23 protein-coding genes are annotated in these 25,152 nt (G+C 75.0%); 14 read left to right on the forward strand and 9 right to left on the reverse strand.

Annotation, left to right across the window (positions count from 1 at the left end; genetic code table 11):
- Window positions 1-3 precede the first annotated feature (3 nt).
- The 7 genes from cysC (at window position 4) to QC029_RS08915 (ending at window position 5,700) form a co-directional block, all read left to right on the forward strand.
- Window positions 4-582 (forward strand): adenylyl-sulfate kinase, encoded by a 579-nt coding sequence (gene cysC, locus QC029_RS08885; protein WP_279554952.1) that lies wholly within the window; start codon window positions 4-6, stop codon window positions 580-582.
- Window positions 579-1,553 carry a sulfate adenylyltransferase subunit CysD gene (gene cysD, locus QC029_RS08890; RefSeq protein WP_279554953.1) on the forward strand — a complete coding sequence of 325 codons (975 nt, stop codon included), beginning with the start codon at window positions 579-581 and terminating at the stop codon, window positions 1,551-1,553. The genes cysC and cysD overlap by 4 nt, the downstream gene beginning before the upstream one ends.
- Before the next feature lie 3 nt (window positions 1,554-1,556).
- Window positions 1,557-2,945, forward strand: coding sequence for a GTP-binding protein (locus tag QC029_RS08895; RefSeq protein ID WP_279554954.1), 1,389 nt, complete (start codon window positions 1,557-1,559; stop codon window positions 2,943-2,945).
- Window positions 2,933-3,061: a hypothetical protein gene (locus tag QC029_RS08900; protein ID WP_279554955.1), complete on the forward strand. Its 129-nt coding sequence runs from the start codon at window positions 2,933-2,935 to the stop codon at window positions 3,059-3,061. Before QC029_RS08895 ends, QC029_RS08900 begins: the two co-directional genes overlap by 13 nt.
- 128 nt (window positions 3,062-3,189) lie before the next feature.
- A complete protein-coding gene (locus QC029_RS08905) occupies window positions 3,190-4,008 on the forward strand; it encodes an ABC transporter ATP-binding protein (RefSeq protein ID WP_279554956.1) in 819 nt (272 codons plus the stop codon).
- A complete protein-coding gene (locus tag QC029_RS08910) occupies window positions 3,995-4,903 on the forward strand; it encodes an ABC transporter permease (protein ID WP_279554957.1) in 909 nt (302 codons plus the stop codon). The genes QC029_RS08905 and QC029_RS08910 overlap by 14 nt, the downstream gene beginning before the upstream one ends.
- Before the next feature lie 8 nt (window positions 4,904-4,911).
- Window positions 4,912-5,700, forward strand: a complete 789-nt coding sequence (locus QC029_RS08915; protein WP_279554958.1) for a sirohydrochlorin chelatase — start codon at window positions 4,912-4,914, stop codon at window positions 5,698-5,700.
- Between the two features lie 54 nt (window positions 5,701-5,754).
- Here QC029_RS08915 and QC029_RS08920 read toward each other — a convergent pair whose 3' ends face one another.
- Both QC029_RS08920 and QC029_RS08925 read right to left on the reverse strand, forming a co-directional pair.
- Window positions 5,755-6,303, reverse strand: coding sequence for a DUF1697 domain-containing protein (locus QC029_RS08920; RefSeq protein ID WP_279554959.1), 549 nt, complete (start codon window positions 6,301-6,303; stop codon window positions 5,755-5,757).
- A 128-nt stretch (window positions 6,304-6,431) separates the two neighbouring features.
- Window positions 6,432-7,712: an SAV2148 family HEPN domain-containing protein gene (locus tag QC029_RS08925; protein ID WP_279554960.1), complete on the reverse strand. Its 1,281-nt coding sequence runs from the start codon at window positions 7,710-7,712 to the stop codon at window positions 6,432-6,434.
- A gap of 366 nt (window positions 7,713-8,078) precedes the next feature.
- On the opposite strand from QC029_RS08925, the gene glgX reads away from it, so the two are divergent.
- Both glgX and treY read left to right on the forward strand, forming a co-directional pair.
- On the forward strand, window positions 8,079-10,193 hold the full coding sequence (gene glgX / locus QC029_RS08930) for a glycogen debranching protein GlgX (protein WP_279554961.1): 2,115 nt from the start codon (window positions 8,079-8,081) through the stop codon (window positions 10,191-10,193).
- A 177-nt stretch (window positions 10,194-10,370) separates the two neighbouring features.
- Window positions 10,371-12,824, forward strand: a complete 2,454-nt coding sequence (gene treY, locus QC029_RS08935) for a malto-oligosyltrehalose synthase (protein WP_279554962.1) — start codon at window positions 10,371-10,373, stop codon at window positions 12,822-12,824.
- Between the two features lie 63 nt (window positions 12,825-12,887).
- Here treY and QC029_RS08940 read toward each other — a convergent pair whose 3' ends face one another.
- Complete coding sequence (locus QC029_RS08940; protein WP_279554963.1) at window positions 12,888-13,430, reverse strand: DUF1707 and FHA domain-containing protein; 543 nt, start codon at window positions 13,428-13,430, stop codon at window positions 12,888-12,890.
- 397 nt (window positions 13,431-13,827) lie between these two features.
- Here QC029_RS08940 and QC029_RS08945 point away from each other — a divergent pair, with 397 nt between their 5' ends.
- Entirely contained in the window at window positions 13,828-14,757 is a 930-nt protein-coding gene (locus tag QC029_RS08945) for a GNAT family N-acetyltransferase (protein WP_279554964.1), read from the forward strand.
- A gap of 59 nt (window positions 14,758-14,816) precedes the next feature.
- The gene (treZ, locus tag QC029_RS08950) at window positions 14,817-16,556 is read left to right on the forward strand and encodes a malto-oligosyltrehalose trehalohydrolase (protein WP_279554965.1); all 1,740 of its coding nucleotides are present in this window, start codon (window positions 14,817-14,819) and stop codon (window positions 16,554-16,556) included.
- A 109-nt stretch (window positions 16,557-16,665) separates the two neighbouring features.
- Here the strand turns inward: treZ and QC029_RS08955 are convergent, their stop codons facing one another.
- The 5 genes from QC029_RS08955 to QC029_RS08975 form a co-directional block, all read right to left on the reverse strand.
- Window positions 16,666-17,307, reverse strand: coding sequence for a LysE family translocator (locus tag QC029_RS08955; RefSeq protein ID WP_279554966.1), 642 nt, complete (start codon window positions 17,305-17,307; stop codon window positions 16,666-16,668).
- Window positions 17,308-17,419: 112 nt separating this feature from the next.
- On the reverse strand, window positions 17,420-17,827 hold the full coding sequence (msrB, locus tag QC029_RS08960) for a peptide-methionine (R)-S-oxide reductase MsrB (protein ID WP_279554967.1): 408 nt from the start codon (window positions 17,825-17,827) through the stop codon (window positions 17,420-17,422).
- Between the two features lie 10 nt (window positions 17,828-17,837).
- The gene (gene murC / locus QC029_RS08965) at window positions 17,838-19,259 is read right to left on the reverse strand and encodes a UDP-N-acetylmuramate--L-alanine ligase (RefSeq protein WP_279554968.1); all 1,422 of its coding nucleotides are present in this window, start codon (window positions 19,257-19,259) and stop codon (window positions 17,838-17,840) included.
- A gap of 197 nt (window positions 19,260-19,456) precedes the next feature.
- Window positions 19,457-19,936 (reverse strand): indole-3-glycerol phosphate synthase, encoded by a 480-nt coding sequence (locus QC029_RS08970; protein WP_279554969.1) that lies wholly within the window; start codon window positions 19,934-19,936, stop codon window positions 19,457-19,459.
- A 140-nt stretch (window positions 19,937-20,076) separates the two neighbouring features.
- Complete coding sequence (locus QC029_RS08975; RefSeq protein WP_279554970.1) at window positions 20,077-20,907, reverse strand: pyrimidine reductase family protein; 831 nt, start codon at window positions 20,905-20,907, stop codon at window positions 20,077-20,079.
- A 66-nt stretch (window positions 20,908-20,973) separates the two neighbouring features.
- Here QC029_RS08975 and zapE point away from each other — a divergent pair, with 66 nt between their 5' ends.
- From zapE to QC029_RS08990, 3 genes are all read left to right on the forward strand, one after another.
- Complete coding sequence (gene zapE / locus QC029_RS08980) at window positions 20,974-22,104, forward strand: cell division protein ZapE (RefSeq protein WP_279554971.1); 1,131 nt, start codon at window positions 20,974-20,976, stop codon at window positions 22,102-22,104.
- Window positions 22,105-22,284: 180 nt separating this feature from the next.
- On the forward strand, window positions 22,285-23,670 hold the full coding sequence (locus QC029_RS08985) for an alkaline phosphatase PhoX (RefSeq protein ID WP_279554972.1): 1,386 nt from the start codon (window positions 22,285-22,287) through the stop codon (window positions 23,668-23,670).
- A 136-nt stretch (window positions 23,671-23,806) separates the two neighbouring features.
- Entirely contained in the window at window positions 23,807-24,859 is a 1,053-nt protein-coding gene (locus QC029_RS08990; protein ID WP_279554973.1) for a polysaccharide deacetylase family protein, read from the forward strand.
- 58 nt (window positions 24,860-24,917) lie between these two features.
- Here the strand turns inward: QC029_RS08990 and QC029_RS08995 are convergent, their stop codons facing one another.
- The gene (locus QC029_RS08995; RefSeq protein ID WP_279554974.1) at window positions 24,918-25,115 is read right to left on the reverse strand and encodes a hypothetical protein; all 198 of its coding nucleotides are present in this window, start codon (window positions 25,113-25,115) and stop codon (window positions 24,918-24,920) included.
- Window positions 25,116-25,152 lie beyond the last annotated feature (37 nt).

The raw sequence follows: 25,152 nt of genomic DNA on the forward strand, positions 1-25,152 counted from the left end.
CAGATGAGCGGGGCGACCGCCTCCGGCACGGAAAGAACCGGCGACACCGGCACCGGAGCCACGATCTGGCTCACCGGCCTGCCGAGCGCCGGCAAGACCACGATCGCCCACGCGCTGGCCGACCGGCTGCGCGGCGAGGGGCACCGGGTGGAGGTGCTGGACGGCGACGAGATCAGGGAGTTCCTCTCCGCCGGCCTGGGCTTCTCCCGGGAGGACCGCCACACCAACGTGCAGCGGATCGGCTTCGTCGCCGAACTGCTCGCCTCCAACGGCGTGAAGGCGCTGGTCCCGGTGATCGCGCCGTACGCCGACAGCCGCGAGGCGGTGCGCAAGCGCCACCAGGCGGAGGGCACGGCGTACCTGGAGGTGCACGTGGCCACGCCGGTCGAGGTGTGCTCCGAGCGCGACGTGAAGGGGCTGTACGCCAGGCAGGCCAACGGGGAGCTCTCCGGGCTGACCGGGGTGGACGACCCGTACGAGGCGCCGGCCCACCCGGACCTGCGGATCGAGGCGCACACCGAGCCGGTGGAGGACTCCGCGGCCCGGCTGTACGCACTGCTCGCCGAGAGGGGACTGGCATGACGATCTCGACCGAACCGACGGCCGAGCCGAACGGGACCGCCACGGGTTCCGGGGCTCCCGGGACCTCCGGCCCGGCGTACGCGCTGAGCCACCTGGACGCGCTGGAGTCGGAGGCGGTGCACATCTTCCGCGAGGTGGCGGGCGAGTTCGAGCGGCCGGTGATCCTCTTCTCCGGCGGCAAGGACTCCATCGTGATGCTGCACCTGGCGCTGAAGGCCTTCGCCCCGGCGCCGGTGCCCTTCGCGCTGCTGCACGTGGACACCGGCCACAACTTCCCCGAGGTCATCGCCTACCGCGACCGGGTGGTGGCCGAGCACCGGCTGCGCCTGCACGTCGCCTCGGTGCAGGAGTTCATCGACCGCGGCGAGCTGCGCGAGCGCCCCGACGGCACCCGCAACCCGCTGCAGACCGTACCGCTGCTGCACGCGATCGAGACGGGCCGCTTCGACGCGGTCTTCGGCGGCGGGCGGCGGGACGAGGAGAAGGCCCGCGCCAAGGAGCGGGTGTTCTCCCTGCGCGACGAGTTCGGCGGCTGGGACCCGCGCCGGCAGCGGCCGGAGCTGTGGCAGCTCTACAACGGCCGCCACGCGCCGGGCGAGCACGTGCGCGTCTTCCCGCTGTCGAACTGGACCGAGCTGGACGTGTGGCAGTACATCGCGCGGGAGAAGGTCGAGCTTCCCGCCATCTACTACGCCCACACCCGCGAGGTCTTCCGGCGCAACGGCATGTGGCTGGCCCCGGGCGAGTGGGGCGGCCCGAAGGACGGCGAGACGGTGGAGGTGCGCCAGGTGCGCTACCGCACCGTCGGCGACATGTCCTGCACCGGGGCGGTGGACTCCGACGCCGTCACCATCGAACAGGTCATAGCGGAGATCGCGGCCTCCCGGCTGACCGAGCGGGGCGCGACCCGGGCCGACGACAAGCTGTCGGAGGCCGCCATGGAGGACCGCAAACGCGAAGGGTACTTCTGACCGATGACCACCGCACCCACTGCTTCCGCCAGTTCCCCCGCCGCCGACGGCGCGGCCGCGGAGCTGCTGTCGGCCACCTCGCTGCTGCGCTTCGCCACCGCCGGATCGGTCGACGACGGCAAGTCCACCCTGGTCGGACGGCTGCTGCACGACTCCAAGTCGATCCTGGCCGACCAGCTGGAGGCCGTCGAGCACGCCTCCCGCAGCCGCGGCGCCGAGGGCCCGGACCTGGCCCTGCTCACCGACGGCCTGCGCGCCGAACGCGAACAGGGCATCACCATCGACGTCGCCTACCGCTACTTCGCCACCGCGCGCCGCCGCTTCATCCTGGCCGACACCCCCGGCCACGTGCAGTACACCCGCAACATGGTCACCGGCGCCTCCACCGCCGAGCTGGCCATCATCCTGGTCGACGCCCGCAACGGCGTGGTCGAGCAGACCCGCCGCCACGCCGCGGTCGCCGCCCTGCTGCGGGTGCCGCACGTGGTGCTGGCCGTGAACAAGATGGACCTGGCCGACTACGACGAGGCCGTCTTCACCGCCATCGCGGGCGAGTTCACCGCCTACGCCGCCTCCCTCGGCGTGCCCGAGGTCACCGCCATCCCCATCTCGGCGCTGGTCGGCGACAACGTGGTCACCCCCTCCGAGCGCATGGACTGGTACGGCGGCCCCACCGTCCTGGAGCACTTGGAGACCGTCGAGGTCAGCCATGACCTGGCGGCCGGCCCGGCCCGCTTCCCCGTCCAGTACGTCATCCGCCCGCAGACCGCCGAGCACCCCGACTACCGCGGCTACGCCGGCCAGATCGCCTCCGGCGCGTTCCGCGTGGGCGACCGGGTCGCGGTGCTGCCCTCGGGCCGCACCTCCACCGTCACCGCCATCGACGTGCTCGGCCAGTCGGTCCAGGCGGCGCGGGCCCCGCAGTCGGTCACCCTCCAGCTCGCGGACGACCTCGACATCTCCCGCGGCGACCTGATCGCCCCGGCCGACGGCGCACCGGCCACCGGCCAGGACGTCACCGCCACCGTCTGCCACCTGCACGACACCCCGCTGCGGGTGGGCCAGCGGGTGCTGATCAAGCACACCACCCGCACGGTCAAGGCGATCGTCAAGGAGATCCCCTCCCGGCTGACCCTGGACGACCTCTCGCACCACCCCGAACCCGGTGAGCTGGTGGCCAACGACATCGGCCGGGTGCGGATCCGCACCGCCGAGCCCCTGCCGCTGGACCCCTACGCGCTCTCCCGCCGCACCGGATCGTTCCTGCTGATCGACCCCGCCGACGGCTCCACCCTCACCGCCGGCATGTCCGGCGACGCCTTCGCCGAGGCGGCCAGGGCGACCCGGTCCGCCGGGGGCGACGGCGCGGAGGACGACGGATGGGACTTCTGACCGCGGCGGGCGCCGCCGTGCACGACGCCTTCTCCACCTTCGACCACACGGGAGGCCGCATCGGCAGCGGCGCCCGGGGCAGCGGGCAGGGCGGACTGGCGGGATGCCGCCGGTGACGCCGAGACCCCCGCTGCCGCACGCCCACCGGTACCTCCGGTACCGCCCGTACCCCCCCGCCGCGCACGCCGGCTCTCCCCCGACGTAGCCGCCCGTCCAGGGTGGCGAACCACGAGAGGACTCCGCTGTGTCCACCGAACTCGCCACCCCCGCCCCGGCGCCGTCCGTCACCGGTGCCGGGGCCGGGCAGGCCCGCCCGTACGCGGTACGTCTCGACCACGTCTCGAAGTCCTTCGGCGCCTCCCCCCGCGTCCGCCAGCAGGTGCTGGACGACATCGGCCTGACGGTGGCGCCCGGGGAGTTCGTCTGCCTGCTGGGCGCCTCCGGCTGTGGCAAGTCCACGCTTCTCAACCTGGTGGCCGGGCTCGACCGCCCGACCTCCGGCGAGGTGCGGGTGCCGCACGGCCGGCCCGCGCTGATGTTCCAGGACCACGCGCTCTTCCCCTGGCTGAGCGCCGGCCGCAACGTGGAGCTGGCCCTCAAGCTCGCCGGGGTGCCCAGGGCCGAGCGGCGCGGGCGCGCCGAGGAGCTGCTGCGGCTGGTGCGGCTGCCGGACGCGTACGGCAAACGGGTGCACCAGCTCTCCGGCGGGATGCGGCAGCGCGTGGCGCTGGCGCGCTCGCTGGCGCAGGGCAGCCGGGTGCTGCTGATGGACGAGCCCTTCGCCGCGCTGGACGCCATCACCCGCGACCTGCTCCACGAGGAGCTGACCCGGGTGTGGCGCGAGCGGGAGCTGACGGTGCTGTTCGTCACGCACAACGTGCGCGAGGCGGTACGGCTCGGCCAGCGGGTCGTGCTGCTCTCCTCGCGCCCGGGGCGCATCGCGCGCGAGTGGGACGTGGACATCCCCTACCCCCGCCGTATCGAGGACTCCGGTGTCACCTCCCTCGCCCGGGAGATCACCGGCCATCTGCACGAGGAGATCGTCCGACATGCCCGCCACTGACACCGAGGACTCCCGGCAGGCCGTCGGCGGGGACGCGGGAGGGTCCGGCGACTCCGACGAGATGGCGTCCGGCCTGGACGCCCTGGAGTCCCCGGTGTCCGCGACCGCGGCCACCTCGCGGCGGCTGCTGGCCATGGCCGCGCCGCCGCTGGCGGCCGTCGCCCTGGTGCTGGCGCTGTGGCAGCTCGCCCACGTGCTGAACTGGTCGGCGACGCTGCCCGCCCCCGCCGCCGTCTGGGGCGAGCTGGCCGCGGCGTGGTCGGACGGGACGCTGCTGCCCTCCCTCGGCCACAGCATGCTGCGCTGCCTCATCGGCTTCGCCGCCTCCGCGGCCATCGGCGTCCCCCTGGGGCTGCTGCTCACCAGGGCGGCGCCGCTGCGCACGGTGCTGGGCCCCATCCTGTCCGCCGTGCAGTCGCTGCCGGCCGCCGCGCTGGTGCCGGTGGCGGTGATCGCGCTGGGGAACTCCGAGGGCGCGGTGTACGCCGTGGTGCTGCTCGGCGCGGTGCCGTCCATCGCCGTCGGGGTCACCGCCGCCGTCGACCAGATACCGCCGCTGCTGCTGCGGGCGGGCCGGTCGATGGGCGCCGGCGGGCTGCGCGGCGCCGTGCACGTCCTGGTGCCCGCCGCGCTGCCCGGCTTCGTGACGGCGCTGCGGCAGGGCTGGACCTTCGGCTGGCGCGCCCTGATGACGGCCGAGCTGATCACCGCCACGCCCCTGCCCGGCATCGGCCGGATGCTGGACGCGGGCAGGCAGAGCGGCGAGCTGAGCCTGGTGCTGGCCTCGGTGGTGCTGATCCTGGCCGTCGGCGTGGTCGTGGAGTCGGTGCTGTTCGCGCCGATGGAGCGCCGCGTGCTGCACAGCCGCGGACTGGCGACGGCGGCCGGAGGGTGAGCGGGCCCGTGCGCACCCTCCGTCCGGTCGCCTCCCGTCCCGCGCTGCTGGTCGTCGCCCACGGCAGCCGCGACCCGCGCCACGCGGCGACCGTGGCCGCGCTGTGCGCCCGGCTGCGCGGGCTGCGCCCCGGGCTGCGGGTCGAGGTGGGCCATCTGGACTTCAACGCCCCCTCGGTGCCGCAGGCGCTCACCCGCCTCCACGCCGAGGGCGTACGGCGGGCGGTGGCCCTGCCGCTGCTGCTCACCCGCGCCTTCCACGCCAAGGCCGACATCCCGGCGGTGCTGGGCGAGACCCTCGCGCGGCTGCCGCGGATCTCGGTGCGGCAGGCAGCCGTCCTGGGCCCGGACCGGCTGCTGACGGCCGCCCTGGAGCGGCGGCTGCGCGAGGCCGGGCTGCGGCCCGGCGACGAGCGCTCGACCGGGGTCGTCCTGGCCTCGGCGGGCTCCTCCGACCCGGAGGCGATCGCAGTGATCGCAGATATCGCGCGGGAGTGGCGGCACATCTCCGGTTGGTGTGCCGTGCGGCCTGCGTTCGCCTCCGCATCCCTTCCCCGCACCGCCGACGCGGTCCGGCTGCTGCGCGCGCAGGGCGTACGGCGGGTGGCCGTCGCCCCGTACGTCGTCGCGCCCGGTTTCCTGCCGGACCGCATCGCCGCGGGCGCCCGCGAGGCGGGCGCGGACCTGCTGGCGCCGGTGCTGGGCGACGCCCCCGAGCTGGCCGCTCTGATGGCGCGGCGCTACGACGAGGCGCTGGCGCGGTGGTCCGGGCACGAGAGCGTGCCCGTCAGCGCCTGACGCCGTCCGGCGGTCGCGGCCCCGGCCACGCCACCCGGCCGGGTGGCTCCGGGTTCAGGAGAGCATCCCCAGCAGTCCGGTGACCGTGCGCCAGTTGCGGCCGGTGACGGTCGTGCCGCGGCAGGCCGCCTCCAGGGCGCCGGGGAGCTTGCTGCGGCCCATGCCGCCGGGGAACCAGCAGTACAGCTCCCGTTCCCCGGCGCGGAACTCGTCGGGCGCGTACGCCGCCGCGTCCACCGCCGCCAGCCGCTCGCGGTCCGGGGCGCGGCCGAGGAAGAGGACCAGCAGCTTGGCCGGATCGAGGCCGGCGGCCGGGTACGGGCAGGCGTCGGCCACCGCGCGCAGCTCGGCGGCGGTGCGGACCAGGCAGGGGACGGTGAAACCGAAGCGCCCGGCGATCGCCGCCTCCAGCCCGGCCGCCAGCTCCTCCGTGTCCCGCTCCCCCGCGGTGAAGACGGCGTTGCCGCTGTTGAGGTGGGTGCGCGCGTCCTCCCAGCCCAGCCCCGCCATCACCTGGCGCAGCTCCGCCATGGGCACCTTCTTGTTGCCGCCGACGTTGATCCCGCGCAGCAGCGCCACGTACTTCTCCGGCCGTCCCGTCATGCCCGCCACCCTAGTGAGGGGGTCCGACAGCGGGACGCGGCGACGGCGGCGTCCCCACGGGCGTCCCACGGCACCCCACGGCACCCCAGGACGTCCTACGTCGTTCCCACGGCGTCCGCCGGCGGCGCTCAGGACACCGGCCGGGAGTCCGTCCAGACCGACTCGAACTCCTCGCGGTAGACGTGGAACAGCCCGCCCTCGCCGCCCTCGTCCGCCCGGCCCCCGCCGCGGGCGCCCCCCTGGGCACCCCCGTGAACGATGTCCCGGCCGCCGCCGCGCAGCACGAGGACGGGCGCCTCCATGCCGCGGATCCGGCGCAGGTACGACTGGACCACCGCGATGCCGTCGGGGCCGTCGCCGTCGACGAGGTAGGCGGTGAAGCGCGGGGTCTCGTCGAAGACGTGGATCTGGAAGGCGTCGGCGTCGCGCAGCCGGGAGCGGACCCGGCGCATGTGGAGGATGTTCATCTCCACCGAACGGCTCAGCTCGCCCTTCTTCAGCCCCAGCTCCCGCTCCCGGCGGCGCACCGCGCTGCTGGCCGGGTTGAGGAAGAGCAGCCGCGCCCGGCAGCCGGACTCGGCCAGCCGCACCAGGCGGCGGCCGGAGTAGTTCTGGACCAGCAGGTTCAGGCCTATGCCGATGGCGTCCAGCCGGCGCGCTCCGCCGAACAGGTCCTCGGCCGGGAGCTGCCGCTGGAGGCGCACCCGGTCCGGGTGGACGCCGACGACGTCGGCGAAGCGGTCGCCGACCAGCTCCTCCACCGCGTCCATCGGCAGCCGGTGGGCGGAGGGGACGCTCCGCCCGGCGCCCAGCAGGTCCAGCAGCCGGGCCGAGATCCGCTCGGCCTGGGCGAGGACGGCCGGGGACAGCGCGCGGTTGCGCGCCACCGCGCTGCGGGCCACCTCCAGCTCGTCCAGGGCCAGCTCCAGCTCGCGCCGCCCGTCGAAGTAGGGCTCGAAGCAGGGCCAGTGCTGCACCACCAGCTCGCGCAGCTGCGGCAGGGTGAGGAAGGACAGCAGGGTGTCGTCGGCCGGGTCGAGCAGATAGCCCTTGCGGCGGCTGACCTCGCGTACGGCGGCGGCCCGCTGGACCCACTCCTGCCCGGCCGGCCCGGCCGCCGCCACGACCCACTCCTCGCCGTGCACCGGCTCGTAGATCGGCCGCAGCACCGCCGCGACCACCGCGCGCAGCCGCTGCTCGACGAGGTTGAGCCAGATGTACGCCCGCCCCGCCCGCTGCGCCCGCAGGCGGACCTCGGCCCACTCCTCGGCGCCCCAGGCCAGGTCGGCGCCGATCTCCATCGGGCGTGCCAGGGAGACCGTGCCGGGCGGCACTCCTCCGGGCGCGTCGGTGGCACCGCTCTCGCCGCCCCCGTCACCTGGGGGGAGCTCAAGCCCTCCCGAGCTCACCTGCGCACCGCCTTCCGGACCCGCTGTTCGATCAAGGAGCCTACTGCCCTCCCGGGAGGGATCGCAGCAGTATCCCGCCACCAAGTTCCTTTGCCCGTACGCTCGTCCGGGGGAAGGTGGACGGCGTGCTCGTCCGGCGGCCGTGTTCCTCGTGCGTTCCGCGTGCGTTTCCCGCGTGTCCCTCGTACGTCCCCCGCGATCTTCCTCGTGCGTCCTGCGTCCGTCCCCCGTGCGCCCCCCGTACGTTCCTCGTGCGTCCCTCGCGCCTCCCGCGCATGTCCTGCGCACGTCCCGAGCACGTCCTGCGCGAGGATGCAGCGAAGCGAAAACGGGTAACGGGTAGAGACCGCGACAGGAAGAGTCGACATGCAGGTCTGGCCTGGACGGGCTTATCCCCTCGGCGCCACGTACGACGGCGCCGGAACGAACTTCGCCGTGTTCTCGGAGGCGGCGGAGCGCATCGAGCTGTGTCTGCTGCACGACGACGGGTCGGAGACGGCGATCGAGCTGCGCGAGTCCGACGCGTTCGTGCGGCACGCCTATCTGCCGGGCGTCATGCCCGGCCAGCGCTACGGCTTCCGCGTGCACGGGCCGTACGAGCCGGAGAACGGCAAGCGGTGCAACAGCGCCAAGCTGCTGCTCGACCCCTACGCCAGGGCGATGAGCGGCGCCATCGACTGGGACGAGGCCGTCTACGGGTACCACTTCGACGAACCCGAACGGCGCAACGACCTGGACTCCGCGCCGCACACCATGGCGTCGGTGGTGGTCAACCCGTACTTCGACTGGGGCGACGACCGGCCGCCGCGCACGGACTACCACCAGACGGTGATCTACGAGGCCCACGTCAAGGGCCTGACCATGCTCCATCCGGACCTGCCGGAGGACCTGCGCGGCACCTACGCGGCGCTGGGCCACCCGGCGATCATCGAGCACCTGACGAAGCTGGGCGTCACCGCGCTGGAGCTGATGCCGGTCCACCAGTTCGTCACCGACCACCGGCTGGCCGACGCCGGGCTGGCGAACTACTGGGGCTACAACACCATCGGCTTCTTCGCCCCGCACAACGCGTACGCCTCCTGGGGCGACCGGGGCCAGCAGGTGCTGGAGTTCAAGCAGGCGGTCAAGGCGCTGCACCAGGCCGGGATCGAGGTGATCCTCGACGTGGTCTACAACCACACGGCCGAGGGCAACCACCTGGGGCCGACCCTCTCCTTCCGGGGTCTGGACAACGCCTCGTACTACCGGCTGACGGACGACCCGCGGTACTACATGGACACCACCGGCACCGGCAACTCGCTGCTGATGCGCTCCCCGCACGTCCTCCAGCTGATCATGGACTCGCTGCGCTACTGGGTCACCGAGATGCACGTGGACGGCTTCCGCTTCGACCTGGCGGCGACGCTGGCCCGCCAGTTCCACGAGGTGGACCGGCTGTCGTCGTTCTTCGACCTGGTGCAGCAGGACCCGGTGGTCAGCCAGGTGAAGCTGATCGCCGAGCCGTGGGACGTGGGCGAGGGCGGCTACCAGGTGGGGAACTTCCCCCCGCTGTGGACGGAGTGGAACGGCCGCTACCGCGACACCGTGCGGGACCTGTGGCGGGGCGAGCCGCGCACCCTGGCGGAGTTCGCGTCCCGGCTGACCGGCTCCTCCGACCTGTACCAGGACGACGGGCGGCGCCCGCTGGCCTCGATCAACTTCGTGACCTGCCACGACGGCTTCACCCTGCACGACCTGGTGTCGTACAACGAGAAGCACAACGAGGCCAACGGCGAGGACAACCGGGACGGCGAGAGCCACAACCGCTCGTGGAACTGCGGGGCGGAGGGCGAGACCGACGACGAGGACGTGCTCGCCCTGCGCGGCCGGCAGATGCGCAACTTCATCGCCACGCTGCTGCTCTCCCAGGGCGTGCCGATGCTCTCCCACGGCGACGAGTTCGCCCGCACCCAGAAGGGCAACAACAACGCCTACTGCCAGGACAGCGAGCTGTCGTGGGTGCACTGGCCGAAGTCCGGCGACACGCATCCGCTGTGCGAGTTCGTGCAGGCGATGGTGGGGCTGCGGCGCGACCACCCCGCCTTCCGGCGGCGGCGCTTCTTCCACGGGCGGCCGGTGGAGGGCACGCACGACGAGCTGTCGGACATCGCCTGGTTCACGCCGGAGGGCGAGGAGATGACCCAGCGGGACTGGCAGGAGGCGCAGGCCAGGGCGCTGACGGTGTTCCTCAACGGCAACGCGATCTCCGAGCCCGGCGAGCGCGGCGAGCGGATCTCCGACGACTCCTTCCTGCTGATGTTCAACGCGCAGTCCACCCCGCGCGAGTTCACGGTGCCGGTGGACCACGGCAGGGAGTGGCAGGTCGTGGTGGACACCTCGCGGGAGGACGGGGTGCCGCCGGGCACCGGGCCCAAGGTGAAGGCGGGCGCCCGGATCACCCTGGTCGACCGGAGCCTGACCGTGCTCCAGCGCCCGGCGTGACCGGCCTGCCGGGTGTCCCCTGAGCGGACCCGCTCGGATTCCGGGCGGGCCCCGGAATCCGGGCGGGTTCCGGGCAGACCCCGGGCGGGTTCCGGGCAGACCCCGGACGAACCCCGGACGAAGGGGTCGCCCGACAGGCGGCGGGTTCGGCGGGCGCCTGCCGGGAAGATGCACCACATGTCCCCTCAGCCCTCCCCCGCACCGGCTCCGCCGGCCGTGCCCACCGCCACCTACCGGCTCCAGCTCCAGCCCGGCTTCCCGTTCGCCGCGGCCGAGAGGGCGGTGCCGTACCTGGCCTCGCTCGGCGTGTCCCACCTGCACCTGTCCCCGGTGCTGGAGGCCGCGCCCGGCTCCGCCCACGGCTACGACGTGACCGGGCACGCCCGGGTGCGCGAGGAGCTGGGCGGCGAGGAGGGGCTGCGGTCGCTGTCGCGCGCCGCGCGGGAGCACGGGATGGGGATCGTCGTCGACATCGTGCCCAACCACATGGGCGTGCCGGCCCCCGAACGGCTCAACGAGGCGCTGTGGGAGGTGCTGCGCGAGGGCCGCGCGTCGCCGTACGCGCGCTGGTTCGACATCGACTGGGACGCCGGGGACGGCCGGGTGCTGCTGCCGGTGCTCGGCGGGCGGCTGGGTGACGAGCTGGGGGCGCTGTCGGTCAAGGGCGGCGTCCTGACCTACCACGACCACCGCTTCCCCCTGCGCGAGGGCACCGAGCACCTGCCGCTGCCCGAGCTGCTGGACGCCCAGCACTACCGGCTCGCCTGGTGGCGGCTGGCCCGCACCGAGCTGAACTACCGGCGGTTCTTCACCGTCTCCGACCTGATCGGCGTACGCGTGGAGGACCCGGAGGTCTTCGCCGCCACCCACGCGTGCGTGCTGCGGCTGGTGCGCGAGGGCCTCGTCCAGGGCCTGCGGATCGACCACCCGGACGGGCTGGCCGACCCGGGCGCGTACCTGCTGCGGCTGGGCGGGGAGACCGGCGGCGCCTGGACGGTGGTGGAGAAGATCCTCGGCCCCGACGAGCGGCTGCCGGTGTCCTGGCCGGTCGCCGGGACCACCGGCTACGACGCGCTGCACCGGATCGACGGCCTCTTCGTCGACCCGGCGGGGCTGGAGGAGCTGAACGCCGTCTACCGGGACTTCACCGGCGCCGGGGCCGACCTGGGCGGCGCGTGGGAGCCGACCGTGCGGCGGGCCGCGCGGGAGGTCGTCTCCCACGACCTGGCCGCCGAGGTCGAGCGGCTGACCCGCACCGCCGCCGCCGTGTGCGGGTCGGCCCCGGGCCTGGCGCTGCGCGACCACGCGCCCTGGGCGCTGCGCACCGCGATCGAGGAGGTGCTGGTGCGGGTACCGGTGTACCGGCCGTACGTCACCGCGGGCGGCCCGGTGGGCGCGGAGGACCGGGCGATGCTGGAGGAGGCGGCCGAGGGCGCGCGGGCGGCGTTCGCCGTGCCGGAGGAGGCCGCGTCGGTGGACGTGGTGCGGGACCTGGCGCTGGGGCAGTTGGGCGACGGGGAGGCGCAGCGGGACTTCTGCGCGCGGTTCGCGCAGGTCAGCGCCGCGCTGCGGGCCAAGTCCGAGGAGGACACCGCCTTCTACCGCTACGCGCCGCTGCTGTCGGCCGCCGAGGTGGGCGGGGATCCGGGCCGTCCGCAGGTCTCGCCGGAGGAGTTCCACGCGTACTGCGCCCGCCTCCAGCGCGACTGGCCGGCCACCGGCACCGTGCTGTCCACGCACGACACCAAGCGCAGCGCGGACGTCCGGGCGGCGCTGGCGGTGCTGAGCGAGTGCCCCGGGCGGTGGGCGGAGCTGCTGGGGCGGGTGACGGAGGAGACGCTGCGCACGTCCGGCGTGGAGGCCCCGGACCGCCATGTGGCGTGGGTGGCGTGGCAGACGGCGTACGGCATGGGCTTCCCGTACCAGGAGCGGCTGGTGCCCGCGCTGCTGAAGGCCGTGCGCGAGGCGGGGCTGCGCACGACGTGGACCGAGCAGGACGCGGCGTACGAGGAGGCCGTCGAGCGCTTCGCGGTGGCGGGGCCGAGCGGGCCGCCGCTGTACGCGGTGGCGGAGTTCGCGCGGGGGCTGGCGGAGCCGGTGCGGGCCAACGTGCTCGGCGCGGCGCTGCTGCACCTGACCATGCCGGGCGTACCGGACCTCTACATGGGCACCGAGCGGGTGTACGCCGCGCTGGTCGACCCCGACAACCGGCGGCTGCCGGAGTTCCCGCCCTTCCGGCCGGGCGCGCCGGAGTCCGCCGACGCGGAGGAGGAGGCGGCCGCCGGGCTGCCGGCGGCCCTGTCGGAGGAGAAGCTGCGCCTGACCGAGGCCGCCCTGCGGCTGCGGCGGGAGCACCCGGAGTGGTTCGGCGCGGCGGCGTCGTACGAGCCGCTGCGGGCCGCGGGTCCGGCGGCCGGGCACTGCGTGGCGTACGCGCGCTCGGGCTCGGTCGTCGCCGTCGCCACCCGGCTCTCGCTGCGGCTGGCTGAGGCGGGCGGCTGGCGGGAGACCGTCCTGGAGCTGCCTCCGGGGCGGTGGCGGGAGCTGCTGGGCGGCCGGGAGGCGGAGGGCGGCGTGCGGACGGCGGAGCTGCTGGCCGAGCGCCCGGTGGCGCTGCTGGTGCGGTCCTGAAACGGCGGCACGGGGGCCGGGAGGCGCCGAGGGGGCGGCGGAGCGCCGGGCGGTGAGGGCGCCTCAGCGGCCGCTGAGGCGGAAGCTGACCCGTCCGAACCGCACGTGGTCCCCCGGGCGCACGCCCACCGATCCGGTCACCCGGCGGCCGTTGACCCAGGTGCCGTTGGACGACCCCAGGTCGCGCAGCACCCACCCCCGCGCCGAGCTGTGCAGCTGGGCGTGCGCCCGGGACACCGTCTCGTCGTTCAGCCGCAGCACCGAGCCGGGCGCGCGGCCGATGCTCATCGGGTACGGGCCGGGCGCGGGCAGCATCAGCTCCGGCAGCCGGGCCGTCTGCCAGGCCCGCCGCAGCCTCCCCGGCAGCGCCGAGACCGCGCCGACGGCCCTGATGAGCAGGGGGTCGGGCGGTCGGGGGCGCAGGTCGTGCACCGCGGCCTCGATCTCGTCGGAGCGGCGGGCGGTGAGGATCAGCTCCATCCGGCGCTCGAACGTCTGGTGCGACACCCGGCCCTCGGCGGCGCTGTCGCGCAGCACCTCCATGGCGCGCTCCCGGTCCTCGTCCGACGGACGCGGCGGGACCGCCCGGAACTCCAGAGATGCCATGAGCAGTCATTGTCCGGACCCGGACCGGGGCTGTCCAGCCTGGGCCGGGCGGGGGCGCCGCGTCCGCCGGACGCGGGCCGGAAAAGCCGTGGACGCGCCGTGTCCCGCCCGATAGCGTGCCGGTCACGCCCCCGAACGGCACGAGAGAGCACGAGAGAGCACGGGAGGGGCACGGGAGGGGAGGTGAGAGCCGTGCAGACCCTGCGCATCCGCAGACACGTCCGTACCGCCGCGCGCTCCCGCCCCGTCCACCGGGCGTTCCTCTTCTGAGAGGGTTCCGACCGGATCTCGACGGGGCCTCGACGGATCCTGACAGAGTCCCGACGGAGTCTTGACGGAGTCCCGACGGATCCCGGCCGGGAGCGCGGCGGCGTCCGCACCGTCCCGGAGGACTCCCATGACCTCGACCTCCCTGGTCGTCCGCGCGCTCGCCGAACACGAGGCGCGCGAGCTGTTCACCTCCCTGCACGACCCCGCCTCCGCCCTGCTGGGCCCGCCGCTGACGGGCCGGCCGTACGCCACCGCCGCCACGGGGGGCGTGTACCGCCCCGAGTGGACGTGGGTGGCCCTGCGCGGCGGCGTCGTCGTCGCGCGCGCCGCGTTCTTCGGCGCGCCCGGCGACACCGAGCCGGTCGTGCTCGACTGGTTCGACTTCACCGACCGCGCCGCCGCCGTGGAACTGCTGCGGCGCCTGCCGTGGCGCGTCGGCTACGAGCTGATGCTGCCGCCGGACTGGCGGCGGCAAAGCGGCGTGCGGGCCGCCGCCGAGGCCCGCGTCGAGGCCGCGGAGGCGGCCGGCTACACGTTCGTGGTGGAGCGCCTGCGCTACACCTGGACCCCGGAGTGCGGCCTGCCCGAGCGGCCCGGACGGCTGGAGTTCCGCCCGGTGCCGGACGGCGGCGAGGGCGAGGAGGCCGTCCTGGACGTACTGCGCCGCGTCCACTCCGCCACCCTGGACGCCCACGCCCGTCTGGCGATCGCCGGGGGCGGCGTGGAGCGGGCGGCCCGCGAGGAGCTGGAGTACTTCCGCTGGTGCTCCTCGCCGCGCTCCTGGTGGCGGCTGGCGTACACGCCGGAGGGCGCGCCGGTCGGCCTCCACGTGCCGGTGCTCATCCCGGCCGGCCCCTGCGTGGGGTTCGTCGGGGTGCTGCCCGGGCAGCGCGGCCACGGGTACGCCTACGACCTGCTGGCCGAGTGCACCCACCAGCTGGCCGCCGAGGGGGCGGAGAGCATCGTGGCGGCGACCGACGTCACCAACGCGCCGATGGCCGCCCACTTCGCCCGCGCCGGGTATCCGGTGGAGCAGCACCGCGTCTGCCTGCGCTGAAACGCCCCGGAACGGGCATGCTGGATCCCTGACGTGCCGTCGGCCGAAGGAGACCTCCAGTGTTGTTCGAGGTGTGGGCACCGGACGCGCGACGGGTCGCGCTGCACGCGGGTGGCGAGGAGCACCGCATGGAGCGCGACCCGGAGCGCGACGGGTGGTGGCGGACCGAGGCGTCCGCCGGGCACGGGACCCGCTACGGCTTCTCCGTCGACGACGGGCCCGTCCTCCCCGACCCCCGCGCCCGCCGGCTGCCCGACGGCCCGGAGGGGCTCGCCGCGGTGGTGGACCCGGAGGCGTACGTCTGGCGGCACGACTGGGAGGGGCGCGATCTGGCGGGCGCGGTCCTGTACGAGCTGCACGTCGGCACCTTCACCGAGGCCGGCACCTTCGAGGCAGCGGCCGGGCGGCTGGGCCACCTGGCCGACCTGGGCGTCACCCACATCGAGCTGATGCCGGTCAGCCCCTTCCCGGGCACCCACGGCTGGGGCTACGACGGGGTGGCGCCCTGGGCGGTGCACGAGCCGTACGGCGGGCCGGAGGGCCTCAAGCGCTTCGTGGACGCCGCGCACGGCCACGGACTGGGCGTGGTCCTGGACGTGGTGCACAACCACCTGGGCCCGTCGGGCAACCGGCTGCCGGAGTTCGGCCCGTACTTCACCGAGCGCCACCACACCCCCTGGGGAGCGGCGGTCAACCTCGACGCGCCCGGCTCGGACGAGGTGCGGGCGTACTTCGCCGGCAGCGCGCTGGCCTTCCTGCGCGACTACCGGCTGGACGGGCTGCGGCTGGACGCGGTGCACGCGCTGATCGACGAGCGGGCCGAGCACTTCCTGGCCGAGCTGTCGGCGGCCGTGGACGCGCTGTCGGAGGAGCTGGGCCGCCCGCTGTTCCTGATCGCCGAGTCCGACCGGAACGACCCGCGCACCACCGCGCCGCGCGAGGCCAACGGCCTGGGGATCCACGCCCAGTGGGACGACGACATCCACCACGCCCTGCACACCGCCCTGACCGGCGAGGCCCAGGGCTACTACGCCGACTTCGCCCGCGCCCCGCTGGCGGCCCTGGCCAAGTCGCTGACCGGCGCGTTCTTCCACGACGGCACCTACTCGTCGTTCCGGGGCCGCCGCCACGGCCGCGCCCCGGACCGCGCCGCCACCGAGGCGCACCGCTTCCTGGCCTACGCCCAGACCCACGACCAGATCGGGAACCGGGCCCGGGGCGACCGGCTCGCCTCCCACCTCTCCCCCGGGCTCGCGGCCTGCGCGGCGGCGCTGGTGCTGTGCGGGCCGTACACGCCGATGCTGTTCATGGGCGAGGAGTGGGGGGCGCGCACCCCCTGGCAGTACTTCACCGACCACCAGGACCCGGAGCTGGCCGAGGCGGTACGGCGGGGGCGGCGGCGGGAGTTCGCCGCGCACGGCTGGTCGGAGGAGGACGTGCCCGACCCCCAGGACCCCGCCACGCGGCTGCGCTCCTGCCTGGACTGGGACGAGCCGCACCGCGAGCCCCACGCCGACCTGCTCGCCTGGCACCGCGCGCTCATCGCGCTGCGCCGCGCCCACGTCTCGCCCCGCACGCGGCTGGCGGACGTCCACGTCGCCTACGACGAGGAGCGGCGCTGGCTGTGCCTGCGCCACGGCGGGCTGCACGTGGCGGTGAACCTGGCCGGGGAGGGCACCGCCGAGATCCCCCTGTCGGTGCACACGGCCGCCGAGCTGGCCTCCTGGGGCGAGTGCGAGGCGCCGGAGGGCGACGGCCTGCTGCGGCTGGGCCCGCACGCGGCGGCGGTGCTGCGGTAGCGCGTCCCCGCGCGGGGCGGGGCGGGGCAGGGCAGGGCAGGGCGGGGCCCGGCGGCGGGTGGTCGCGGCGGTGGAGGCTACGGGCGGCGGCTGCGGGTGGCCGCCGCCGTCAGCCCTCCAGCACCATCCGTATGCCCAGGGCTATCAGCACGCCGCCCGAGACCTGCTCCAGCCGGCGGCGTACGGCCGCGCGGTCGATCAGGCGCCGCATCCGGCCCACGCCCCAGACGTAGCAGGCGTAGTAGCCGGTCTCGAAGACCGCCCACACCGCGGCCAGCGCCACCATCGCGGGCAGCTGCGGGGCTCCGGCGGGGACGAACTGCGGCAGGAAGGACAGGGCGAAGACCGCGGCCTTGGGGTTGGCCAGGTTGAGGGCGAGGCCGGCCCGGTACGACCGCCACGCCGGCTCGTGCACGGGGCCGGTGACCTCCCCGGCCGTCCCCTCCGCGGCCACCGCCGCGCCGCGGGTGCGCCGCGCGGCGCGCAGCGCCTGGACGCCGAAGACCACCAGCACCACCGCGCCCACCAGGCGCAGCGCGTCGTAGGCGAGCTGGGAGGCGGCCAGCAGCGCGGTGAGGCCGAAGGCGGCCACCACGCCCCACACGAAGACGCCGGTCTCGTTGCCGAGGACCGTCGCCATGCCGTGCCGGTGGCCGGCCAGCGACCGGCGGATGATCAGCACGGTGCTCGGCCCCGGGGAGGCGGCGATCAGCAGGCAGGCGCCCAGGAAGGGCAGCAGTGTCTGGTGCATGGCCGCCATCATCCGCCTGCCCGCGTACGGCGGGCCAGCGGGTTTCCCCCGGGCCCGGAGCGGCCCGGAGGGCGCGGCTCCGGGCCCGGGGGTGAGTCCGTCGGCGGACCCGTCAGCCCTCGCCGGGGACCAGCTTCAGGGAGATGGAGTTGATGCAGTAGCGCTCGTCCGTCGGCGTCGGGTAGCCCTCGCCGCGGAAGACGTGGCCCAGGTGGGAGCCGCAGCGCGCGCAGCGCACCTCGGTGCGGACCATGCCGTGGGAGCGGTCCTCCAGCAGTTCGACGGCCGAGGAGTCGGCCGGGTCGAAGAAGCTGGGCCAGCCGCAGTGGGACTCGAACTTGGTGTCGGAGCGGAAGAGCTCGGCCCCGCAGGCGCGGCACGCGTAGACGCCGGTGGTCTTGGTGTGGTTGTACTCACCGGTGAAGGCCGGCTCCGTGCCCGCCTCGCGCAGCACGTGGTACTCGGCGGGGCTGAGCTCCCGCCGCCACTGCTCCTCGCTCTTGTCGATCTCGTAACCCATGGTGGCCTCCTCAGTTCGCCGGGCGGGCCGCCAGCCGGTCCAGCACCGTCGCGCCGAGTTCGGTGACGTCGCCCGCTCCCATCGTGAGAACGAGATCGCCGGGCTCGGCCATTCCTGCGATCAGGGCCGCGGCCGCCGGCTTGTCGGACTCCGGCCGCGTCTGCGCTCCCGCCGCGCGGGCCGCTTCGGTGATGACGGCGCTGGTGACGCCCGGGATCGGGTCCTCGCGGGCCGGGTAGATGTCCAGGACGACCGAGGCGTCGGCCAGCGCCAGCGCCCGGCCCATCTCGGCGCCCAGCTCCCGGGTGCGGCTGAACAGGTGCGGCTGGAAGAGGACCAGCACCCGGCCGCCCCCGGCGGCGCCCCGGATGGCCTCGATGTCGGCGGTCATCTCGGTGGGGTGGTGGGCGTAGGAGTCGATGACCCGCACCCCCCGCGCCTCGCCCTTGGGCTGGAGGCGGCGGTTGACGCCGGTGTAGGAGGCGAGGGCCGCGGCCAGGGCGTCGGCCGGGACGCCCAGTGCCGCCCCGGCGGTGAGGGCCGCGACGGCGTTGTGGGCGTAGTGGCGGCCGGGGACGGAGACGGCGAAGGTGTGCTGCGCGCCGCCGAGGACGACGGTGACCTCGCTGGTCAGGCCCTGCGGGACGACCTTGGGGATCCGCACGTCGGCGTCGTCGGCCTCGCCGTAGGTGACGATCCGCGGGCCGCCCGCCCCCCGGGCGGTCCGGGCCCGGACGCGGGCGGTCAGCTCGCGGGCGCCGTCGTGGTCGGCGGAGACCACCAGGGTGCCGCCGGGGCGGACGCGGTCGGCGAAGGTCTCGAACGACTCGTGGATCTCCTCCATCGAGGCGTAGTTGGCGTGGTGGTCCAGCTCCACGTTGAGGACGATCGCCACCTCGGGGGCGTACTTGTGGAAGCTGCGGTCGCTCTCGTCGGCCTCGGCGACGAAGATCTCGCCGCCGCCGTGGCGGGCGTTGGTGCCGGGGCCGTCGAGGTCGCCGCCGATGGCGTACGAGGGGTCCAGGCCCATCGCGTCCAGGGCGACCGCGAGCATCGAGGTGGTGGTCGTCTTGCCGTGGGTGCCGGCGACGGCGATGGGGCGCAGGCCCTCCATGAGCGCGGCCAGCGCGTCGGAGCGGTGCACGACGGGCACGCCGCGCTCGCGGGCGGCGGCCAGTTCGGGGTTGTCGTCGCGGATCGCGCTGGAGACGACGACGGCGGTGGCGTCGTCGGCCAGGTGGGCGGCGGCGTGGCCGATGTGGACCGTCGCCCCGAGGGCGCGCAGCGCCTCGGCGGTGGCGGAGTCCTTGGCGTCGCTGCCCGCGACCTTCGCGCCGCGCTGGGCGAGGATCTTCGCGATACCGGACATTCCGGCTCCGCCGATGCCGATGAAGTGGGGCCGTTCCATCGCGGGCGGCAGGCCGGGCGCCATGCGGTGTCCTTTCGGAGGTGCTCTGAGCTGTGTGTCGAGGTGTGTCGAGGTGTGTCGGGGTGTCCCCGTGCGGCGGTGCGGCCGGGCCGTCCGCGCGCGGCCCCAGCCTATGCGAGCGGGCCGGGCGCCCGCGGCCGGCGGGCGCGGCGCAACCGGGGCAGGGCGGGGCGGGGGCGGCCGGAAGGGGCCGGAAGCGGCTACTCGCCGTGCGCGAACAGCTTGAGCACCGGGACGCCGACCTTGTGGCGGGCCCGGGAGGCCCAGTCGCGGTGGAAGAACTCCTCCACCAGGTGCGGCGCGGTCAGCACGATCACCTCGTCGGCGTCCGTCTCCCGCACCACCGAGGTCAGCAGGTCCAGGGGGTGGTCCTGGACGATCTGGCCGACGGCCTCCGCGCCCGCCTCGCGCAGCGCGCCCAGCGAGTGCTCCAGCGCCCGCTCGGCCGGCGAGACCGGGCTGCCGGCCCGGTCCTCCTCGCCCTGTCCGGTGGCCTCGCGGACGGCGTCGTCGAGCTCGCCGAGCGCCACGTCGTCCAGGGCGCGCAGCAGCCGGTCCTGGTCGCCGCGCGGCTGCATGAGCACGACGAACGAGACGGGCTCGTCCCCGTGCAGAGTGGTGACGAGCTCGACATCGGTGGGCACCAGCGGCTTCTCGATCATCAATACAGAGGTGAACACGGCAGGTGCCCTTCCTTCTGACGGGTCGGCGACCCGTGCCGAAACGATCTCGCCCCGCCTTGCTGCGGGGCTGCACATTTCACTCTGCGCATCTCATTCTGTACACGTCACACCTTGTCGGCGCGGACAAACAGATCCGGTCATTTCCGCACCGCTTCGCGTGGCCGGCGGTAGCGCGTGAAGAGGAACCCGTCCTCCTCCAAGGCGGACAGCAGTTCGTACTCCACGGGGACCTCGAAGCCGGGGCCGTCGAGGATCCGGGAGGCGCCGCCCGCGGTGATCCGCGGGGAGACGGTCAGGCACAACTCGTCCAGCACGCCCGCCGCCGCGAACCCGCCCAGCAGGCGCGGCCCGCCCTCGGTGAGCAGCCTGGTGTGGCCGTGTCCGGCCAGCAGGCCCGGCACCCGGGCCGGGTCCACCCCGGCGCCCTCGCCCGCGTGCACCACCACCGCGCCAGCCTCGCGCGCCGCCGCCTGCCGGTCGGCCGGGGCCGCGGCTCCGGTGAGCACCAGGGTGGGCACCAGCGGCTCGGTGAACAGCGGCAGGGAGAAGTCCAGGTCCAGGCTCGCGCTGACGACCGCGACGGCCGGGGCCGGCCCCTGTCCGGCGGCCTCGCGCCGGGCGGCGAACACCTCGCGGCGGCGGGCCGGCCGGTACCCCTCCTGGCGTACCGTTTCGGCACCGACGACCACGACGTCCGCCAGCGCGCGCAGCACTCCGAAGATCCGCATGTCGGCGTCCGAGGAGAGCGGCTGGGAGCGGCCGCCGTGGTGGGCGGCGCCGTCGAGCGAGGCGACCATGTTGGCGCGCAGCCAGGGCTCCGGGGCGTCCCCGGCCGCGGCGGCGGGGTAGGCGTACGCGTCGGCGAGCTCTTCCGGGGTCCACGGGCGGTCGGCGGACGGCGGCGGCTCCTCCCGCCCGGGGACCGTCGGTGCTGCGGGGTGCGCGAAGGGAGGGAACAGGCGTCGCATACGGCGCAGTGTGGCACGTGCCACCGGCGCGTTTCGCGCCTCGCCACGCCCCGTAGAGTGATAAGGGTGTCGTCCTCCCCTGCCAAGAACCCCGCCTCGAAGCGTCCGACAGCCGACGGGACCGCTCCGCTGTCCCTGTGCGCCCGCGAGCCGCACGTCCCCGCCGACCGGCTGGTGGCGGAGATGGTGCCGCCGCCGCGCTTCGACTCGGTGCGCTTCGACAACTACATCCCGGACCCCGCCCAGCCCAGCCAGTCCGAGGCCGTGAGGGTGCTGGGCGAGTTCGCGGGCGGGCTCGGCGAGGCGCCGGCGGACGGCGACGGGGGCGGGGGCGGCATCCGGCGCTGGTTCCGGCGCGGGAGCCGGCAGGCGGCGCCGTCCGGACCGCGCGGCGTGTACCTCGACGGCGGCTACGGCGTCGGCAAGACCCATCTGCTGGCCTCCCTGTGGCACGCGACCGAGGCCCCGCCCGAGCGCAAGGCGTTCGGCACGTTCGTGGAGCTGACCAACCTGGTGGGCGCGCTCGGCTTCCAGCAGACGGTGGCCACGCTCGGCGGGCACCGGCTGCTGTGCATCGACGAGTTCGAGCTGGACGACCCGGGCGACACCGTGCTGGTCTCCACCCTGCTGGGCCGCCTGGTCGAGGAGGGCGTGGCGCTGGCGGCCACCTCCAACACCCTGCCCGGCAAGCTCGGCGAGGGCCGTTTCGCCGCCGCCGACTTCCTGCGGGAGATCCAGGGGCTGTCGGCGCACTTCCGCACGCTGCGCATCGACGGCGAGGACTACCGCCACCGCGGCCTGCCCGAGGCACCGCCGCCCGCCGACGACGCCGCGGTGACCGCCGCCGCGCACCGCACGCCCGGCGCGTCCCTCGACCACTTCCCCTCCCTCCTGGACCACCTCTCCCGCGTGCACCCCAGCCGCTACGGCGCGCTGTGCGACGGTGTGGAGGCGGTCTGCCTCACGGATGTCCAGCCCGTACCCGACCAATCCACCGCGCTGCGCCTGGTCGTCCTGGCCGACCGGCTCTACGACCGCGAGGTGCCGGTGCTGGCCTCCGGCGTGCCGTTCGACCGGCTCTTCGGCGAGGACATGCTGAGGGGCGGCTACCGCAAGAAGTACTTCCGGGCGATCTCCCGGCTCACCGCGCTCGCCCGCGACGCGCGGCAACTGGCCGGGGACGGGCCCCGGGACTGACGGGACCGGGGCCGGCGGAACCGGGGGCCGGCGGGCCGGCGGGAGCGGCGGCCCTTACACCAGGAGGGTCGCGCGGCGCACGCCGGTGGGCCGCTCGCGGGCCGCGCCTGGTTCCCGGCGGCCGGACAGCGTGGTACACACAACCGGGTCATCAACCTGTCCGCCAGCAGGGAGTTGCCCATGTCAGCAACGCGACGCCAGATTCTGGGAAGTGCCGGTGCCCTGGGGGCGGGCATCGCCTTCACGGGAGCCCTCTCCGAACTGTTCGCCGGGACGGACGCCGCCCACGCCACCGGCGGGAGGGGCGGCTACGGCCCGCTGGTCCCCGACCCGGACGGCCTGCTCGATCTGCCGAAAGGTTTCCGCTACCGGGTGCTGTCGCGTGAGGGCGAACCCATGCGCTCGGGCCAGGGCCTCGTCCCCGGCAGCCACGACGGCATGGCGGCCCTGGCCGGACCGCGCCCCGGGCGCGTGTGCCTGGTCCGCAACCACGAGAACCGCCACGACGACCCGCACCGCGTCCCCGCCGTCCGCGGGCTGACGTACGACCCGCAGGGCATGGGCGGCTGCACCCTGCTGGAGCTCTCCGGGAGCGACCGGGTGCTGGACGAGCGGGTGGGCATCGCGGGCACCGCCGTGAACTGCGCGGGCGGCCCCACCCCCTGGGGCACCTGGCTGACCTGCGAGGAGACCGAGGACAGGGCCGGCACCAACGGGTACACCAAGGACCACGGCTTCGTCTTCGAGGTCGGCTTCCGGCCCGGCCACCGGACCGTCCCCGAACCGCTCACCGCGATGGGCCGCTTCCAGCACGAGGCCGTCGCCGTCGACCCGCGCGACGGCGTGGTCTACGAGACCGAGGACGCCTTCGACCACCCCTTCGGCCTCTTCTACCGCTTCCTGCCCGACCGGCCCCGCGGCGGCTTCGACTCGCTGCGCGCGGGCGGGAGGCTGGAGGCCATGCGGGTGCCGGGCGTCCCCGACCTGTCGGCCGTGACGGAGCCGGGCGCCTCCTTCGACGGCGTCGAGTGGGTGCCGGTGCCCGACCCGCTGGCGCGGCAGACGCCCGTCCGCCTCCAGGACTTCGGCCGCGGCGGCGTCACCCACGCGCAGAAGCTGGAGGGCTGCTACTGGGGGAGCCACCGGGGGCGGGGGGCGGTGTACTTCGTCTCCAGCTACGCGCGCAGCTCCGAGGGCTCGGCGGCCGACCACTTCGGCCAGGTGTGGCGGTACGAGCCGGACGGCCGCCGGCTGACGCTGGCGGTGGTCTTCGGCCCGGACACCGGTGTGGAGACGCCCGGCGAGTCGCCGGACAACATCTGCCTCGCCCCCGGCGGCGGCCTGATGGTGTGCGAGGACGGCGGCGGCGCCCAGCACGTCTACGGCGTCACCCGCCACGGCGAGGTCTACGCCCTGGCGCGCAACGCCCAGAACACCGGCACGGACCGGGAGCCGGAGTACGGCGAGTTCGCGGGCGCCACCTTCTCGCCCGACCGGCGCACCCTGTACGTCAACTGCTACGAGCCGGGGACCACGTTCGCCGTCACCGGACCGTGGCGGTCCTGAGGACGGGGCCGGGGTGACGCGGGGGTGACGCCGGAGAGCGATGACCCGAACGGGCGTCACTCCGGCCGGGGGTGACGGTAGCCCGACAAGAGCAGCACACCGCGCGGTCACCGCGGATCGTCGTTACGTTCCGATCATGACCGTCTCCGTGCGCCGTACCGCCGTTCCCCTGACCGCCCTCGCCCTGGTCACCGCCGCGGTGGCGGGCTGCGCCGGCCCGGGTGGCGACACCCCCCGGGCCGGCGCCTCCCCGGCCGCGCCCTCCTCCCCGGCCGCCTCCCGCGAGGGTCCCGTCTCCGCCTCCCCGCGCTCCTCCGTCTCCCGCCCGCCGGGCGCCGGCGACCGGGAGTCGTCCGGCCGGTACGCCACCCTGCCCGCCTCCGTCAGCGGCCGTACGCCCGTCTTCCGGCACGGGCCGCGCGAGGAGGACCGGGAGGCCGCGCGCGAGGAGGAGCGCGACGGCCGGGAGGAGCGGGAGGGCGGCGACGAGCGCAGGAAGCGGGAGGACGGGGAGAACCGCGAGAAGGGCGGCGACCGGGGGGACAAGGTGGTGGCGCTGACCTTCGACGCCGTCCTGTCCGCCGAGGACCGCGAGCGCGCCGAGGACGGCGAGCGCCGCGACAACCCCGGGCTGGTCGCCGCGCTGCGCCGCGAGAAGGCGCCCGCGACCTTCTTCATGACCGGCGTGTGGGCGCAGACCTACGAGCACCAGGCGCGCTCCATCGGACGCGACCGGCTGTTCGAGGTCGGCAGCCTCTCCTACTCCCACCGCGCCTTCACCCGCGACTGCGGCGGTCTCCCCGCGCTCGCCCCCGGCGAACAGCTCGCGGACGTGCGCAAGGGCGTGAAGGCGATCCGCGCGGCGGGCGTGAAGAACCTCACGCCGTACTTCCGCTTCCCCGGCGGCTGCTTCGACGACCGGTCCAGGCGGGCCGTCGGCCCGGCCGGGGTGACCGCGGTGGAGAGCGACGTGGTCGCGCCGGACGCCCGGGAGCGGAACCCGGAGAAGGTCGCGGAGAAGGTGCTGAAGGACGTCAGGCCGGGCTCGGTGGTGGCGCTCGACTGCGACCGGAAGGGATCGCCCGCCACCGAGAAGGCGGTCCGCCGGCTCGTTCCGGAGCTGCGGGAGCGCGGCTACCGCATCGTCCCCGTCTCGGAGCTGATCGCGTCGGCCGTGGGCCGGGACTGAGCGCCGCGGCCGGTTCGGGAGGAGCCGGGATGGTTCGGGAGGGGGCGGGACGGCGGGGTCAGCAGGAGCAGGCGACGCGCTCGGCCTCGTGCCATTCGCACACGGGGCACAGCGTCGCGCCGCGCGTGCTCGCCGGGTACTCGGTCGGGTCGCCGCACTGCACGCACACGGCCCGCTCCTCCTGCCCGTCGCCGTCGGCGCGTCCGCCGCGGACGGCCGTCGGTTCGGGTGCGGTCCAGCCGGATACGAACTCCATACGGCCGAGGGTACTCCCGGCCCCGCCCTCCTACCCG

This window comes from Streptomyces sp. DH37 (genome assembly GCF_029813835.1).
Classification (GTDB): Bacteria; Actinomycetota; Actinomycetes; order Streptomycetales; family Streptomycetaceae; genus Streptomyces.